This is a genomic window from Paracoccaceae bacterium, assembly GCA_012103375.1.
In the GTDB taxonomy this organism is placed as follows: Bacteria; Pseudomonadota; Alphaproteobacteria; order Rhodobacterales; family Rhodobacteraceae; genus WLWX01.
Map to the genome: position 1 here is coordinate 2,630,261 of WLWX01000001.1, position 16,022 is coordinate 2,646,282.

Consider the following 16,022-nt stretch of genomic DNA (forward strand, 5'->3'; position numbering starts at 1 on the left):
TTTTAGGGGGGAAGGACACTGGCGGTGATGCTCGCGCCGCGTTTCGAGTGTCTTTCGTTTGATCTTTTCCCTTTTTTGTAGAATGGCTTTATCCCGTCCGAAGGAGACGTCTGCGGCCGTGACGTTGTTCAGGTTCTCGTGGCATCGCCGGTGATTGTAGTGGTCGACGAAGGCTTCGATCTGGGCTTCGAGATCACCCGGCAGGAAGTAGTTCTCCAGCAAGATGCGGTTCTTCAAGGTCTGATGCCACCGCTCTATCTTACCTAGGGTTTGCGGGTGATCTGGACGCAAGGCGGATAACAAACCGCTGCCTGTCCCGTACGGTCTGTCTGGCCGTACCGAATACCCGACCATTGTCGAAAGTCGCCGCAGCCGCCTATGGCATTGTGCGCCAGGCCATGGTGCAAGAGGTTGAGAACGGAAACTGGCGCGGCGGCCGGATCCTGAGCGGGCAGGAAGATGCATTGACACAGACCGGGTAATAGCAAATCTACATGATAAAGATCGCCAATCAGAATTGGCGTGCTCTAGTTCAACGCTATAATTCCGGCCACGACCTTTTGGCGCGAAACTGGTGTGATATTTTGGACCTTCCTTTCCCTGTTTCCCCTTGGATTGACGCTGAGTTGTCGATGTTGTCGGACATGTGTGTTCAGTTTTACGCGCGCGAGTGTGCGCCTTTTTATGCGGAGTGGGAGGCGCAGGGATCTTTCAGTCGGGATTTTTGGCTGAAGGCCGGGGAAATGGGTTTGCTTGGGGCTGAGGTGCCCGAGGAATATGGCGGGTTGGGCGGGAGTTTTGCCCATGATGCCGTGATCGCCTATCAGGGCAATCTTGCGGGGATTGATGGCTGGGGGGGTGGTTTGCACAACTCCATCGTGATCCCGTATCTGATCCACTACGGATCGCAAGATCAGAAACACAGCATATTGCCGCGGATGATTTCGGGCGATCTGATCGGGGCCATCGCGATGACCGAACCGGGGGCCGGATCGGATCTTCAGGGCATCCGGACGACGGCGGTGAAAGACGGCAACCACTATCGGATCAGCGGCTCGAAGACCTTCATCACCAACGGGGCGCTGGCGAATATGATCATCGTCGCGGCCAAGACGGACCCGAAGGCAGGCGGGCGCGGCATCTCGTTGTTTCTTGTTGAAACCGACGGGCTGGACGGGTTCCGGCGCGGGCGCAATCTGGACAAGCTGGGCATGAAGTCGAACGACACGTCCGAGTTGTTCTTTGACGATATGCGCGTTCCGGCCTCGGCCCTGCTCGGGCCAGATGAGGGTCAGGGTTTTGTGCAGATGATGCAGCAATTGCCGCAGGAACGGCTGTTGATCGGGGTCTATGCGGTTGCGCGGATGGAACGCGCCCTGCGTCACACGGTGGACTATGTGAAAGAGCGTTCGGCCTTCGGCCAGAAGCTTGCCGATTTCCAGAACACACAGTTTGTCCTGGCCGAATGCGTGACCGAAGCCACGATTGCCAAGACCTTCCTCGATGCCTGTATCTCGGAACATCTGGAAGGCAATCTGACGACCGAAAAAGCCTCGATGGCGAAATACTGGCTGACCGATCTGCAAGCGAAGATCATCGACCGGTGCCTGCAATTGTTCGGCGGCTACGGTGTCATGTCCGAATACCCGATCGAGCGGATGTACCGCGACAACCGGATCGAACGGATTTATGCCGGAACCAACGAGATCATGAAGCTGGTGATCGCGCGCGGGCTTTTGAAGGACTGAGTGATGAGCGACGATATCCTCCTTGAACGCCGCGAGGGCAGCGTCGCCCGGCTGGTGCTGAACCGTCCGGATGCGCGCAATGCCCTGTCGCTGGCGATGCTGGATGGCCTGACCGGGGCGGTGACCCGGCTGGGCGCGGACAAAGGCGTGCATGTGATCGTCATTGCCGCCAACGGGCCGGGGTTTTGTGCAGGCCACGATCTGAAGGAACTGACCGCGGCCCGGGAAAAGGCGGACAGGGGCCGCGCCTTTTTTGAGAGGACGATGAAAAGCTGCGCCGAGGCGATGGTGTCGATTGTGCGCTGCCCGAAACCGGTGATCGGCGAAGTGCATGGGGTGGCGACGGCGGCGGGCTGCCAGCTGGTGGCCAGTTGCGATCTGGCCGTGGCCGCCAGGGACGCGCGTTTTGCAACACCGGGTGTGAATATCGGGCTGTTCTGCTCAACCCCGATGGTGGCGCTGTCGCGCAATCTGGGGCGCAAGGCTGCGATGCGCATGCTGCTGACGGGCGACATGGTCGGCGCCGAGGAGGCGCATAAAATGGGCTTGATCAGCGATATCGCCGAGGCGAGCAATCTGACCGAAACCACCATGGCCCTGGCCACCCGGATTGCCGAAAAGTCACCCGCGACGCTGAAGATCGGCAAGGAAGCCTTTTACCAGCAGGTCGAGATGGACCTGCCCGAGGCCTATCGGTTTGCCGCAAACGTCATGGTGATGAACATGCTGGAACCGGACGCCGAAGAGGGTATCGGCGCCTTCATCGAAAAACGCGCGCCAAGCTGGAAACCACTATGAGAGGGATCACCTGATGGAGTGTTGTGGACCGGGCTATGCCTCTCCGGCGGAGGCGATCAAGGCCCCGCGCGAAAAGCTGCTTTATACCATCGCGATCTATACCGGGACGGGCATTCAGAAGCCCGACTACCTTGCCAAAGTCGATGTCGGGGTCGACGTCGACGTCGACCCCGACAGCCCGACCTATTCCCAGGGACAACCAGTTCTATGCTGAAATCCGCGAACAGGGCGGCGTGATGGTGATGATCGACTGCGATCCGGTCAATGGCGGCATGACGCTGAACCCGGACTTCATCGTCAACTTCGGGCAGGAACCAAATGGCCCGTCGCGCTGTCACGAGGCCCGCTATCCCGGCGGCGATAGCACAAGTGATATCTGGCTGTGACGATCCTGTGATTTGTTCCGCCGTTCGCACAAACGCGCATCGGACATCAGATCGCCCTGCGCCACGACCCGCTTCTGCAACCCCGTAAGGTATCGCTTGCCCATCTGGCGCCCGCATATCCGCGTCGAAAATCCCGGACACACGCAACAGACATCAACGAAACCCTGCTCACTTCAGGCCCGCGCGCGGCCATGTCGTGCGCGCTTACGCTAAAACACCCCTGCCAAGATCATGTTCAGCCTGTCTGCATCCGTCTGATCAAACGCGGCAGGTTGATCGCTGTCGATGTCGAACACTGCGATCACCTCCCCCGCGCCGCCGTACACCGGGATCACCAATTCTGACCGGGTCGAGCTTGCGCAGGCGATATGGTCCGGGAAGGCATCGACATCGGCCACCAACTGCACTTGCCCGGTCCGCGCCGCCGCGCCACAGACGCCGCGATCAAACGGGATCACAAGGCAGCCGTGGCCGCCCTGATAGGGACCGATCTTCAGCAAACCCTGCGCAACAACACGGTAAAACCCGGTCCAGTCGAAGCGGTCGTCTGAATGGTGCACCTCGCAGGCAATCGCCGCCATCAAAGCAATCGGGTCATCCTCACCCTCGGTCAGACTGACAATCGTTGCTGCCAATACGTCGTAATCCACCCTCATGGACGCTCGATGGCAATTGCCGTCCCCTCGCCACCTCCGATGCAAATCGCGGCAACGCCGCGCTTTTGCCCGCGCGCCTCCAGCGCGTTCAGCAGCGTCACGATGATCCGCGCGCCCGAGGCGCCAATCGGGTGCCCCAACGCACAGGCCCCGCCGTTGATATTCAGACTGTCATGGCTGACACTCAACTCCGCCATGAAGGCCATCGGGACGACGGCGAAAGCCTCGTTCACTTCCCACAGGTCAACATCCTCGACCGACCAGCCGACCAGCTTCAGCAGTTTCTGCGCCGCCGGAACCGGTGCGGTGGTGAACCAACCGGGGGCCTGCGCATGGGTTGCATGGCCCAAAACCCGCGCCCGCACCGGCAGGCCCGCATCGGCGCGCGCCAGAACCAGCGCCGCGGCCCCGTCCGAAATACTGCTGGAGTTGGCCGCCGTCACCGTGCCGCCATCGCGGAACGCAGGTTTCAGATGCGGGATCTTCTCGGGCCGGGCTTTGCCGGGTTGTTCGTCCCGGTTCACGACTGTTTCGCCGCCACGGCCTTTGACAGTGACCGGCGCGATCTCGGCCCCGAACGCGCCACTGGAAATCGCCGCCTGCGCGCGCTCCAGCGAAGCCAGCGCATAACCATCCTGCGCCTCGCGCGTGAACTGATATTTCCCGGCGCAATCCTCGGCATAGGTGCCCATCAGGCGACCCGGCTCATAGGCATCTTCCAACCCGTCGAGGAACATCGAATCCACCACCTGCCCATGCCCGATCCGCGCCCCGCCGCGCATCTTGGGCAGCAGGTAGGGCGCATTCGACATGCTTTCCATGCCCCCCGCGATGGCAACCCGTTGATGGCCCAATGCCAGCGTATCGGCGGCGTCCATCACGCATTTCATGCCCGAACCGCACATCTTGTTGACACTGGTGGCGGGAACATCGTCGCCCAGTCCAGCCGCATATCCCGCTTGCCGCGCCGGGGCCTGGCCCTGCCCCGCAGGCAAAACAACCCCCATCGCAACCGAATCTGCCGTCGCAACGCCTGCCTGTTCAAGGGCCGCATGAATTGCCACGCCCCCCAGACCGGGTGCCTCAATCATGGCCAAATCGCCCTGAAATCCGCCCATCGGTGTGCGCGCCGCGCCTGATATCACCACCTCCGACATTCTTAATTCTCCGTATTTTCTTAGGAAATCATTATAGATTGCGGCCCGAACCCGTCCAGTCGGGGTTATCATTAGGATTGGCCCGTTTTGCCCCGAAATTGCCCACCTGCAACCTAACCGCGAACAGATTGGGCCGCGATAACCGGGATTGTAGCTGGTAAGTTACCCTCGGCGCTGTGCGAAATAGCCCCCACCCAGAGCGCGGCGTCGAGGATCTTACCGGCTTCAAACCTCTCCCTCCCAGAATCGAAGCGTTTCCACTCGACACCAATGCGTCGCGGCTTAGGGTGTTGATGGTCGATGCAATTGTGGAAAGACCAGGGAATTGCGAGATTTTCAACTTCCGGGCCGCTCGCCGGTCATGGCCATGAACGGCATCTGCGCGACATCCAATCCGCTGGCCGCGAAAGTGGCGGTCGAAATGCTGGAAAGCGGCGGCAACGCCGTTGACGCGGCCATCGCCGCCGCCGTGCTGCTGGGAATAACCGAGCCGCAGTCGACCGGCATTGGCGGCGACTGCTTTGCGCTGATTTCCGAACCCGGCAAGCCGGTCCGGGCGTTGAACGCATCCGGGCGCGCACCTGCGGGGCTGGATGCCGATGCGTTGCGCGCCAAAGGGCCGGTGATGGAAGAATTCAGCGCCGACGCCGTAACCCTGCCCGGCGCTGTTGACGGGTTTGTAACCCTGTCCGAAGCCTTCGGCCGCAAGGGCATTGACGCCTGCCTTGCCCCGGCTATCTGCCATGCCGAAGACGGTATCCCGGTTGGTGCGCGCACCGCCTTTGACTGGGACATTGCGCAAGGCACGCTGCGCGGGGATGCCCGGCGCTTTCTTCTGGCGAATGATCGTCCCTATCGGTTTGGCCAGATCTACCGCGCCCCGATGCAGGCCGACGTTCTGCGCCGCATCGCGCGTCAGGGGCGCGCAGGCTTCTATGAAGGTGAGGTTGCCGACGACATGGTCGCCTCGCTCAACGCCTTGGGTGGCTGTCACACCCACGCCGATTTCGCCGCCGTGAAGGCAGACTGGACCGATCCGATTGTCGGCGAATACCGGGGCGTGGATCTGATCGAACATCCGCCAAACGGTCAGGGGGCCACGGCGATCCTGATCGCGAATATCCTGTCGCACTTCGATATATCCTCGCTGGATCCAACCGGCCCGGCGCGCACCCATCTGCAGGCCGAGGCTGCGAAACTGGCCTATGATGCACGCGACAGGTTTGTCGCGGACCCAGACCATGCGACACGCATCGGCCATATGATCGCAGACGAAACCGCTGCGGCACTGGCGGCATTGATCGATCCGAAACGGGCAATGGTCAGCGCGGCACGCGCCAGCGAGGCGATCCACAAGGACACGGTTCTGGTCACCGTCATCGACAAGGACAGGATGGCCGTTTCGCTGATCTATTCGATATTCGAATCCTTCGGGTCCGGGCTTGCCTCGGCGAAATTTGGTATCAACTTCCACAATCGCGGCGCCGGGTTCACCCTGCAACCGGGCCACCCGAACGAGGCAGGGCCCCGCAAGCGCCCCCTGCACACCATCATCCCCGCACTGCTTGGGCGCAACGGCCAGATCTTCGGTGCATTCGGCGTGATGGGCGGGCAGTTTCAACCCGTCGGGCACGCTCAGATCCTGTCCAATCTGACGGATTACGACATGGATCCGCAAGAGGCGCTGGATGCGCCCCGCAGTTTCCCGGAGAACGGGGAACTACGGGTCGAGCGTGGCTACAGCGCGGCAACACGGGCGGCCCTAACGGACATGGGTCACAAGGTGGTCACACCCCTGAAACCACATGGCGGCGGGCAGGTGATCCTGATTGATCCGGATACCGGTGCGCTGGTCGCGGGTTCGGATCCGCGCAAGGACGGCTGCGCGCTTGGCTACTAAGTGGACCAAGCCCACATCATTGACCCAAAAATATCCCCGCCGGAGGCCCTTTTCCAAGGACGCAACGCCTCAGTTCATTTGAAAATGCAGCGGGTAATGCCCATCGGTGAAATCACCGAACAGATCGTGCAGATCGGGGTGGTCAATCGGTTCGCCGGATGTGTCCAGCAGCAGGTTCTGTTCCGAGACATAGGCCACGTAATAGCTCTGATCGTTCTCGGCCAGAAGGTGATAGAACGGCTGATCCTTGGCGGGGCGCGCCTCCTCCGGGATCGCCTCATACCATTCATCAGAATTTGAAAACATCGCATCGACATCAAAAACCACGCCGCGAAACGGATGTTTGCGGTGGCGGACAATCTGCCCCAGGTGATATTTCGCTTGCGTGTTTTTCGTCATCGGTCCGGCCTTCTTGGCGCACACCTAGCCCGCAGATCATGCCCTGTCCATCCGCAGCGGCCAAACTGCAGGAAACAGACTGTGAGCGCTGGCCTGACAGACTTTCGCCTGACGGGAGCGATCCGCGGACCACTCACTCATAGATGGAAATTACCGAACGGCGCGTTGTTGCCACCCTGTCCGAACAGGGTCGCTGAACAGATTCCGCAATATTTCCAAAATCGAATAACTCTGCTAGAAGCGCAAAAAACAAAAACGTGTAAGAGGCAGAATGAGACATTCAAGATGGGCCATGGCCCTGCTGTTGCTTGCTGGCGGTTGCGGCATGCTTGGCGGCGGCGGCGGCGCGCAGCCCCCGAAGAACCTGGACGACGCCTGCTCGATCGTCTCGCAACGACCCAATTATCTGAATGCTATGCGCGCGTCAGAACGCCGCTGGGGCATTCCGGTATCGGTGCAGATGGCGACGATTCATCAGGAAAGTAAATTCGACGGCGACGCGCGCACGCCTTTGCGCTATGCGCTGGGTATCATTCCGATGGGCCGGCAATCCTCGGCCTATGGCTATTCGCAGGCGCTGGATGGCACCTGGGATGAATATGTCGCCGGCCCCGGTCGGCGGCGCGCCAAGCGCGACAATATCGAGGATGCGACCGACTTCATGGGTTGGTACATGCATGAATCCTACGAACGCCTGGGCATTTCAAAGCGCGATGCCAAGAACCAGTATCTGGCCTATCACGAAGGGCGCACCGGCTATAAGCGCGGCAGCTATAACCGCAAACAATGGCTGGTCGAGGTGTCAGACCGGGTCGCAACGCGGGCCGCAAACTACGAAGGTCAGCTTCGGGGATGCGGGCGGATCTGATCCGCCCGCCCAAGCGCTGGCGGCATCAGCCGCCGCGCTTTGCCGTTTCCGCCTGAATGCTGAACAGGTTCGGCGGCAGGTTGATCCCGTTGGCCAGTTTTCCCAGCACAACCGTGGTCTGAATTCCCGCCCCGTCGGTGATGATCCACTGGCGCAGTTCCACCGGGTTGTCGGTGAACTTCAGCTCGATATGGCCATACTCGGGGTGCTCAGGATCCTGCGCGCGCACAGTCGTGGCTGTGCCGTCAAAAGTGTGGCCGGTGACCATGTTGCGGCGCGCCAGATTGACGTTCCGCTCAAGAATAATGCTCAGCGGTGTGCGCTTCAGCGGATATTGCTCGGGCTTGCCAGTGTTCGAGCGTCCGTCGAAAATCCCCACCGTGCTGGCCCCGGCCATGACCAATAGGTCCTCGGGTGGGGCATATTCAAACCGGATACGACCGGGCCGCTTGATCAGGATTTTCCCGACCGAGATCGTGCCATCATCGTTGATCTGCGTGAAATCAGCCCCCGCCGATTTGATCGTGTTCAGATAGGCCGAGATTGCGTTCAGCGACAAAGGCTCGGCAAAGGCGGGCACAGCAGTGGCCAAAAGCAACGCAGGGGCGGCCAGTAACATACGACGTCTGTTCATTTTAACCTCATGGGGCCGCGGTCGCGACCTGTGACGCACATCTGCGAATACACATAACCACTTCGCGCCACGGTTCCACCCCGCGCACGATCAATTGGCGTTGATGCGCCGATCCGCATAATAGTGTGGCGGACCGAATTGGCGCAGCATCCAGGCAGACCAAGCCGGCTGGCCAAAGAAGTGTTTGGCAAACGCAGGAAAATTATTTACCGTATGGTAAAAATCAGGGAACCCCGCATGCTCGACATCGTTGTCAGACACGCCAATCTGCCGGACGGGCGGGGCCCGCTTGATATCGCGATCAAAGGCGACCGGATCGTTGAAATCGCCCCCCGGATCGACGCCGAAGCACGTCAAGAGGTCGACGCCACGGGCCGCCTGGTGTCGCCGCCGTTCACGGATCCGCATTTTCACATGGATGCGACACTCAGCCTTGGCCTGCCACGCATGAACGTCTCGGGCACGCTTCTGGAAGGCATCGCCCTTTGGGGAGAGTTGAAGAAACAGCTGACCCCGGACGCGGTGATCGACCGCGCGCTGCGCTATTGCGACCTTGCGGTATCGCAGGGGCTGCTGGCGATCCGCACCCATGTGGACGTGTCGACCGCGCCGCTTGTCGGGGTCGAAGCCCTGCTGGAGGTCCGCAGGACAGTTGCCCCCTACATCGACCTGCAACTGGTCGCCTTCCCGCAAGACGGGTTGTTCCGTGCCGAACAGGCTGAAGAAAACCTGATCCGATCGCTCGACATGGGCGTCGACGTCGTGGGGGGCATCCCCCATTTCGAACGCACCATGGCCGAGGGCGCGCGCTCGGTCACGCGCCTGACCGAGATTGCGACCGACAGGGATCTGATGCTGGACCTGCATTGCGATGAAAGCGACGACCCGATGTCGCGCCACGTGGAAACGCTGGCTTATGAGGCGACGCGCCTGGGGCTGGGCGGGCCACGGCCAGCCATATCACCGCGATGCATTCCTATGACAATTATTATGCCACGAAACTGATCCCGCTGATCGCGGAAAGTGGGATCAACGTGATCCCCAACCCGCTGATCAACATCACCCTTCAGGGCCGTTCCGACAGCTATCCCCGCCGCCGCGGCCTGACCCGCGTGCCGGAATTGCGCGCCGCAGGCGTCAACGTGGCTTTCGGACAGGATTGCACCATGGACCCGTGGTATTCGCTCGGCTCCGCCGATATGCTCGAAGTTGCGCATATGGGCGTGCATGCGGTGCCCATGACCTCGCGCGAGGCGATGAACTGGTCCTTCACCTCGGTGACGCAAAACGGGGCGCGGGCCATGGGCCTGCCCGATCCGACACTCCGCGAAGGCGGCCCGGCCAGCATGGTCATACTGCAGGCCCGCAATCCGATCGAGGCTGTGCGGATGAAAGCAACCCGTCTGGCTGTGATCCGGCACGGCAAAATCCTGTCACGCACCGCACCAAGGGTCGCGACCCTCGACCTTCCGGACCGGCCCACAACACTGGATCCGGCAGACTACGCACCTGTATCGGCCGAACCCGCAGAATAACCAAACCTGAAAAACCCAACCGAGAGGATACTTCCATGAAACTCACCACAACCCGCCGCCAATTGATGGTCGGGGCTGCCGCCACGCTGGCACTGCCCGCCTACATCCGCCGCGCCAATGCGCAATCGGCAATCCGCATCGCGGGCGTCCATATGTCGCCCGTCGAAAACGCCTGGAACAGCCGCATCCACCTTGCCATGCAAGAGGCCGCAGCCGAGGGCCTGATCGAGTATGAATTCTCGGAAGGTGTCGCACCCACAGACTATCCCCGCGCGATGCGCGAATATGCCGAAGATGGCGCGAATATCATCTGGGGTGAATCCTATGCTGTGGAACGCGAAGCGCGCGAAGTTGCCGGCGACTACCCGGAAACTGCCTTCCTGATGGGATCTTCGGGCGGGCCCGAGGGCGACAATTTCGGCGTGTTCGGCACCCGTAACCACGAAGCGGCATATCTGGCCGGAATGCTTGCCGGGCAGATGTCCGAAAGCAACGTTTTCGGATCGGTCGGCGGCTACCCGATCCCCGAGGTGAACTTGCTGATCAACGCCTTCCGCATGGGTGTGCGCGAAACCAACGCAGACGCGACCTTCCTGAACGGCTTCATCGGCGCCTGGTTCGATCCGGCCCGCGCGCAGGAAGCGGCAATCGCCCAGATCGACGCGGGTGCGGATGTCCTGTTCGGGGAACGCATCGGCACCGCGGACGCAGCACAGGCCCGCGACGTGAAGGCCATCGGGTCGCTGATCGACTATACCCCCCGTTATCCGGGCACGGTATTTGCCAACGCGATCTGGAACTACGGCCCCACCATTGCTGCGATCGTGGCCGATGTGCAGGCCGGGAACGCCACCGGGCGGAACTACACCGAATACTCGTTCATGGCCCATGGCGGTAACGAGTTGATCTATGTCGCGGACGAGGTTCCCGCAGATGCGATCCCGGTGATGGAGGCCAAACAGGCGGCGATCCAGTCCGGCGAATGGGACGTTCCCATTGACGAGAGTGAGCCTGCCTGATCGCCGGTCTCTGATGTGACCGACGCCACGGCCCTCGCGGCCGCCATTGCCACCGGGCAGGTCTCTGCCCACGAGGTGATGGCGGCAAGCCTTGCCGCCTGCGACGCGCAGGCGCGACTGGGGGCCGTGGTTCACCTGGATGAAGACCTGGCCCACGCCGGTGCCAAGGCGGCAGAGGCCATGCCACCCGACCGGCGCGGCCCATTTCATGGCGTGCCGTTCCTGGTAAAGGACCTCGGCGGTTTTGCCGCCGGGTTACCAACGGCTGCGGGATCGGCAGCGATCCGTGCGCAGGCGGCGACGCCCGACGCAGACAGCGATCTTCTGGTTGGCCTGCGGCAATCCGGTCTGATCCCCTTTGGCCTGACTGCAACCCCGCCCTTTGGGCTGTCGCTGTCGTGTGAACCCAAAGACCTGCCACCCGCCCGCAATCCCTGGCACCCCGATCTGACGCCGGGCGGATCCTCCGGCGGTGCCGCCGCTGCGGTTGCTGGCGGGCTCGTCGCGCTGGCCCATGCGACGGATGCGGCCGGATCCATCCGGGTGCCCGCCGCCTGTTGCGGCCTCACCGGGTTGAAACCCTCACGCGGGGCGGTTCCCGGCGGGCCGGATTTTTCAAATCACCTGATGGGCATCGCGTCTGAACTGGTCCTGGCACGCTCGGTCCGTGATGCAAGAACCGCCTTTAACGCGGTGCGTCGGTCACCGCCCCCCACACCCCTGGCCGGACAGCCGCGCATCGCGCTGGCGCTGCCCGAACGCTGCGACCCGGCCCAGCAGATGGCCGCGCAGGCGGCAAGCGCGGCTTTGCGCGACGCGGGCTGCACAGTGCAGGAAATCCCCGCCCCCGATCAATGGGGGGCCGAGGCCCACGCCATCGCCCGCACCATCCTATCCGTGTCGTTGGCGGAATGGCTGGACGCCTTGCAGATCGACGACGCCGCCGTGCCACCACTGGCCGCCGCAGTCGCCGCCGAAGGGCGCGCAACACCCGCGACTGCACTTTTCGCCGCCACGCGTCAGATGGCCCGGCTGAGTGACGACTGCCAGAAACTCTTTGCCGGGGCAGACGTGGTACTGATGCCGGTTCTTGCCACGACCCCGCCGCCTGTCGGCGCATTCGACCTTTCGGGCGCGGATCCGACTTCGCATTTCGCGCAGATGGAAGGCTTCGCCCCGAACGCCACGCTGGCGAATGTCGCAGGCCTGCCCGCGCTGGCACTTCCCTTCGGCCTGTCAGATGGCCTGCCACTGGGTGTGCAGCTGATCGGCCCGCGCGGCGGCGACGACGCCGTGCTCGACCTGGGTGCGCTGATCGAGGCGCGCGCACCCGCCCTTGCTTTCCCCTTTCCAATCGCAGGCATGCCGACATGACCAAGGTTCTGGAACTCGACCGTATCACCAAGCGGTTCGGCGCGCTGACGGCCAACGACGATGTGACGCTGACGCTGGATCAGGGCGAAATCCTTGCGCTGCTGGGCGAAAACGGCGCGGGCAAGACCACGCTGATGAATATTCTGTTCGGCCACTACGCCGCCGACGAAGGCAGCGTCCGGGTTTTTGGCAAGCATCTGCCGCCCGGCAAGCCCCGCGCCGCAATCGAAGCCGGCGTCGGCATGGTGCATCAGCATTTCACCCTGGCTGGCAACCTGACCGTGCTGGACAACATAATGCTGGGAAGTGAGCCTTTGACCCGGCCAAAATCGGCCCGCGCAGAAGCCCGCGCCAAACTTCTGCACATTGCCGACCGCTTTGGCCTGCCGGTCGAACCCGACGCGAAGATCAGCACGCTTTCGGTCGGCGAACGCCAGCGGGTCGAAATCCTCAAGGCGCTTTACCGCGACGCCCGCGTCCTGATCCTGGACGAACCCACCGCCGTCCTGGCCCGGCCCGAGGCGATGCGCCTGTTCGAAACCCTGCGCGACATGACGGGCGAGGGGCTGTCCCTGATCTTCATCAGCCACAAACTGCACGAGGTTATGGCCGCATCCGACCGGGTGGCGGTTCTGCGGGCGGGCCGGATGGTGGCCGAGCGTGAAACCAGCAAGACCAGCCCCGGCGAATTGGCCGAACTGATGGTCGGCCGCAAAGTGGAACGCCCGGTCCGCGAAAAGCACCAGATCGGCGCGCCGGTCCTGATCGCCGAAAAGGTGCGCCTGGAAGACAATGGCGAGGCGCGCCTGGATGACGTGTCCTTCACCGTTCACGCCGGAGAGATCCTCGGGATTGTCGGCGTATCGGGCAACGGGCAGGCATCGCTTGGCGCACTGCTGTCGGGGCTGGCGCACCCGACATTTGGGCGGGTGACGCTGGCCGGGCAGGATGCGGGCCAGCTTGGGCCGCGCGGCATGATCCGCGCAGGTGCCGGGCGCGTGCCCGAAGACCGGAACGCCGAGGGCGTCGTGGGGGAGCTTTGCCTGTGGGAAAACGCCGTGCTGGAACGGCTGCGCACGCCTGAGTATTCACGCAAGGGCTTCGTGCGCCAGCGCGCCGCACGCGACCATACCGCCGATCTGATCGAGCGGTTCGACATTCGCGGCGCAACCCCGGACACCCGCACCCGGCTGCTTTCGGGTGGCAACATGCAAAAGCTGATCCTGGGCCGTGTCCTGTCCAACAACCCGCGCTTCGTGCTCGCCAATCAGCCGACGCGGGGCCTCGACGAAGGCGCCATTGCCGCCGTTCACGCCAAGCTTCTGGCGGCGCGGGCGGATGGCGCGGCAATCCTGCTGATCTCGGAAGAACTGGAGGAAGCTGTGGCCCTGTCCGACCGCATTCAGGCCATCGTCAAGGGCCGCCTGTCCGCACCTATTTCCGCCGACGATGCCGATCCGCAACGCCTTGGCCTGATGATGGCAGGCGTCTGGGAGGAGGACGAACATGCAGCTTGAACGCCGCCCGCAGGTTCCGCTGCATCTGGTTGTCATCGCGCCGCTGGCGGCGGTGTTTGCCGCGCTGTTGCTGGCGGCAGGGCTGATCGCGGCGGCAGGGGTCAACCCGCTGACCGCTTATGGTGAGATGTTGAACGGCGCGCTGGGTTCGCGCCTGTCGATCACCGAAATGCTGACCCGCACCACGCCGCTGATCCTGACCGGCCTTGCCGCCGCCGTCGCCTTCCGCGCACGGCTGTGGAACATCGGAGGAGAGGGGCAATTCTTCGTCGGCGCGCTGATCACCGCCGGGATTGGCCATGCCATCGGCGTTCCGGGCTGGCTGGGCATTCCGCTTTTGATGCTGGCAGGAATGGCCGCGGGCGCGCTGCTTCTGGCCGGGCCTGCCTTCCTCAGGCTGCGGTTCGGCGTGGACGAGGTGGTGACGACGCTGCTGCTGAACTTCATCGTGATCCTGTTTGTCGGGTTGATGATCGAAGGCCCGATGCGCGATCCGCTGGCCTTCGGCTGGCCATCATCGGTGCCGGTAGATGGCGATTTTCGCCTGCCCGAACTGGTGCCGCGCACAAGGCTGCATATCGGGTTTCTGTTTGCCATCGCTGCCGCCGGGGCGGTCTGGCTGGTGCTGGCCCGCACCGTGTTCGGCGCCGAAACGCGCGCCGCGGGCCTGAACGCCGAAGCGGCCGCCTTTGCCGGTATCTCACTGCCGCGCACGATCATGGGCGTGGCCTTGCTGTCGGGTGCCCTCGCCGGATTGGCCGGCTCGGTCGAAGTTATGGGCGTCACCGCAGGCGTCACCACAACCATGAGCCCCGGTTTCGGCTATGCCGGTATCGTCGTCGCGATGCTGGCGGCCCTGCATCCCGCAGGCGTCGTCGCCGCCGCAATCTTTGTTGCGACCGTCTTTGTCGGCGCCGACGCGATGAGCCGCGCAACCGGCGTCCCCAGTTTCATCGCCGACGTGATCGTGGCGCTGTGCCTGCTGACCATGATCGTGGCCCTTTTGTTCACAACCTACAGGGTGCGCCGATGACCGATGCGATTGATCTGCTGCTGAACACCAGCCTTTGGGCTGCGGTCCTGCGCATCGCGACACCGCTGATCTTCGGGGTGCTCGGCGCGCTACTTTGCGAACGCTCCGGAGTGCTGAACCTGGGGATCGAGGGCATCATGACGATGGGCGCGATGACCGGCTGGCTGGCGGTCTACATGGGTGCGCCCTTGCTGGTGGGCCTGCTGATCGCTGCGCTGTGCGGGGCGTTGATGGGGCTACTGCATGCCGCGCTGACGGTACCACTTGGCCTGTCGCAACATGTCTCGGGGCTGGGCATCACGCTTTTTGCCTCGGCCTTGGCGTATTACCTCTACCGCCTGCTGGTCGAGGTCGGCAACCTGCCCCCCACGATCGAGGCCTTCCAGCCCATCGACATCCCGGTCCTTTCCGACATTCCGATCCTCGGGCCGGTTCTGTTTTCCCAGGCCCTGCCAACCTATCTGGCGCTGCTTGCCGTGGCCGTCATCGCCTATGTTCTGGCCCGCACCCCGCTGGGCCTGGCCATTCGCATGACCGGAGAGAACCCCCACGCGGTTGAGGCTCAGGGCCTGAACCCCATCCGCATTCGCATCGGCGCCGTCGTGGCCGGATCGGCGCTGATGGCGGTCGGCGGCGCCTTCCTGACCACCGCCGCCTTCAACAGCTTCTTTCCCGGCATGGTGCAAGGTCGCGGCTGGATCTGCATTGCCCTGGTTGTCTTCGCCAGCTGGCGGCCCGGAAAGGCCCTGATCGGCGCGCTTCTGTTCGCCTTTTTCGACGCCTACCAGCTGCGGTTGCAGACAGCGATTGACGGGGTTCCTTATCAGCTATTCCTGATGGCCCCCTACGTGCTGTCCATCGCCGCCCTGATCCTTGTCGCCCGCCGGGCCGAGGTTCCGGCGGCCCTGATGGCCCCCTATCGACGCGGCGAACGCTGAACGCCGGACCTTGCCCACCCTTAGCAGGGCGCGCGCCGGACCGGCGGGCTGGCGTAGCAA

The 16,022-nt window shown here is 63.0% G+C and carries 14 protein-coding genes and 3 pseudogenes; 12 read left to right on the forward strand and 5 right to left on the reverse strand.

All coding sequences use genetic code 11. The annotated features are described in order from the left end of the window. Positions 1-9: 9 nt before the first annotated feature. Positions 10-300, reverse strand: a pseudogene (locus GKR99_13430) (transposase). Positions 301-581: 281 nt separating this feature from the next. On the opposite strand from GKR99_13430, the gene GKR99_13435 reads away from it, so the two are divergent. The 4 genes and pseudogenes from GKR99_13435 to GKR99_13450 all read left to right on the forward strand — a co-directional run bounded on the left by GKR99_13435 (position 582) and on the right by GKR99_13450 (position 2,932). Then, the gene (locus tag GKR99_13435; GenBank protein NKB28492.1) at positions 582-1,748 is read left to right on the forward strand and encodes an acyl-CoA dehydrogenase; all 1,167 of its coding nucleotides are present in this window, start codon (positions 582-584) and stop codon (positions 1,746-1,748) included. 3 nt (positions 1,749-1,751) lie between these two features. Continuing rightward, complete coding sequence (locus GKR99_13440) at positions 1,752-2,546, forward strand: enoyl-CoA hydratase (GenBank protein ID NKB28493.1); 795 nt, start codon at positions 1,752-1,754, stop codon at positions 2,544-2,546. 13 nt (positions 2,547-2,559) lie between these two features. Next, positions 2,560-2,760 carry a hypothetical protein gene (locus GKR99_13445; protein NKB28494.1) on the forward strand — a complete coding sequence of 67 codons (201 nt, stop codon included), beginning with the start codon at positions 2,560-2,562 and terminating at the stop codon, positions 2,758-2,760. Next, positions 2,741-2,932 (forward strand): annotated as a pseudogene (locus GKR99_13450) (selenium-binding protein). Before GKR99_13445 ends, GKR99_13450 begins: the two are co-directional and overlap by 20 nt. 209 nt (positions 2,933-3,141) lie before the next feature. Here GKR99_13450 and GKR99_13455 read toward each other — a convergent pair. Beyond that, positions 3,142-3,588: a GAF domain-containing protein gene (locus GKR99_13455; protein ID NKB28495.1), complete on the reverse strand. Its 447-nt coding sequence runs from the start codon at positions 3,586-3,588 to the stop codon at positions 3,142-3,144. After that, positions 3,585-4,745: an acetyl-CoA C-acyltransferase gene (locus tag GKR99_13460; GenBank protein NKB28496.1), complete on the reverse strand. Its 1,161-nt coding sequence runs from the start codon at positions 4,743-4,745 to the stop codon at positions 3,585-3,587. Before GKR99_13460 ends, GKR99_13455 begins: the two co-directional genes overlap by 4 nt. A 325-nt stretch (positions 4,746-5,070) precedes the next feature. Here GKR99_13460 and GKR99_13465 point away from each other — a divergent pair, with 325 nt between their 5' ends. Continuing rightward, a complete protein-coding gene (locus tag GKR99_13465; protein ID NKB28497.1) occupies positions 5,071-6,645 on the forward strand; it encodes a gamma-glutamyltransferase in 1,575 nt (524 codons plus the stop codon). A gap of 69 nt (positions 6,646-6,714) precedes the next feature. On the opposite strand, the gene hspQ is transcribed toward GKR99_13465, so the two are convergent. Next, complete coding sequence (hspQ, locus tag GKR99_13470) at positions 6,715-7,044, reverse strand: heat shock protein HspQ (GenBank protein NKB28498.1); 330 nt, start codon at positions 7,042-7,044, stop codon at positions 6,715-6,717. 292 nt (positions 7,045-7,336) lie between these two features. Between hspQ and GKR99_13475 the strand changes: the two genes are divergently transcribed. Further along, positions 7,337-7,912, forward strand: coding sequence for a lytic transglycosylase (locus GKR99_13475; GenBank protein ID NKB28499.1), 576 nt, complete (start codon positions 7,337-7,339; stop codon positions 7,910-7,912). 25 nt (positions 7,913-7,937) lie between these two features. Here the strand turns inward: GKR99_13475 and GKR99_13480 are convergent, their stop codons facing one another. After that, positions 7,938-8,546 carry an outer membrane lipoprotein carrier protein LolA gene (locus GKR99_13480; GenBank protein NKB28500.1) on the reverse strand — a complete coding sequence of 203 codons (609 nt, stop codon included), beginning with the start codon at positions 8,544-8,546 and terminating at the stop codon, positions 7,938-7,940. A gap of 237 nt (positions 8,547-8,783) precedes the next feature. On the opposite strand from GKR99_13480, the pseudogene GKR99_13485 reads away from it, so the two are divergent. The 6 genes and pseudogenes from GKR99_13485 to GKR99_13510 all read left to right on the forward strand — a co-directional run bounded on the left by GKR99_13485 (position 8,784) and on the right by GKR99_13510 (position 15,962). Beyond that, positions 8,784-10,081 (forward strand): annotated as a pseudogene (locus GKR99_13485) (amidohydrolase family protein). 35 nt (positions 10,082-10,116) lie between these two features. Next, positions 10,117-11,100 carry a BMP family ABC transporter substrate-binding protein gene (locus GKR99_13490; protein NKB28501.1) on the forward strand — a complete coding sequence of 328 codons (984 nt, stop codon included), beginning with the start codon at positions 10,117-10,119 and terminating at the stop codon, positions 11,098-11,100. A 15-nt stretch (positions 11,101-11,115) separates the two neighbouring features. Then, on the forward strand, positions 11,116-12,474 hold the full coding sequence (locus tag GKR99_13495; GenBank protein ID NKB28502.1) for an amidase: 1,359 nt from the start codon (positions 11,116-11,118) through the stop codon (positions 12,472-12,474). Then, a complete protein-coding gene (locus tag GKR99_13500; protein NKB28503.1) occupies positions 12,471-13,991 on the forward strand; it encodes an ATP-binding cassette domain-containing protein in 1,521 nt (506 codons plus the stop codon). Before GKR99_13495 ends, GKR99_13500 begins: the two co-directional genes overlap by 4 nt. Next, a complete protein-coding gene (locus tag GKR99_13505) occupies positions 13,981-15,024 on the forward strand; it encodes an ABC transporter permease (protein NKB28504.1) in 1,044 nt (347 codons plus the stop codon). Before GKR99_13500 ends, GKR99_13505 begins: the two co-directional genes overlap by 11 nt. Further along, positions 15,021-15,962, forward strand: coding sequence for an ABC transporter permease (locus GKR99_13510; protein NKB28505.1), 942 nt, complete (start codon positions 15,021-15,023; stop codon positions 15,960-15,962). The genes GKR99_13505 and GKR99_13510 overlap by 4 nt, the downstream gene beginning before the upstream one ends. The last annotated feature ends 60 nt before the right edge of the window (positions 15,963-16,022 follow it).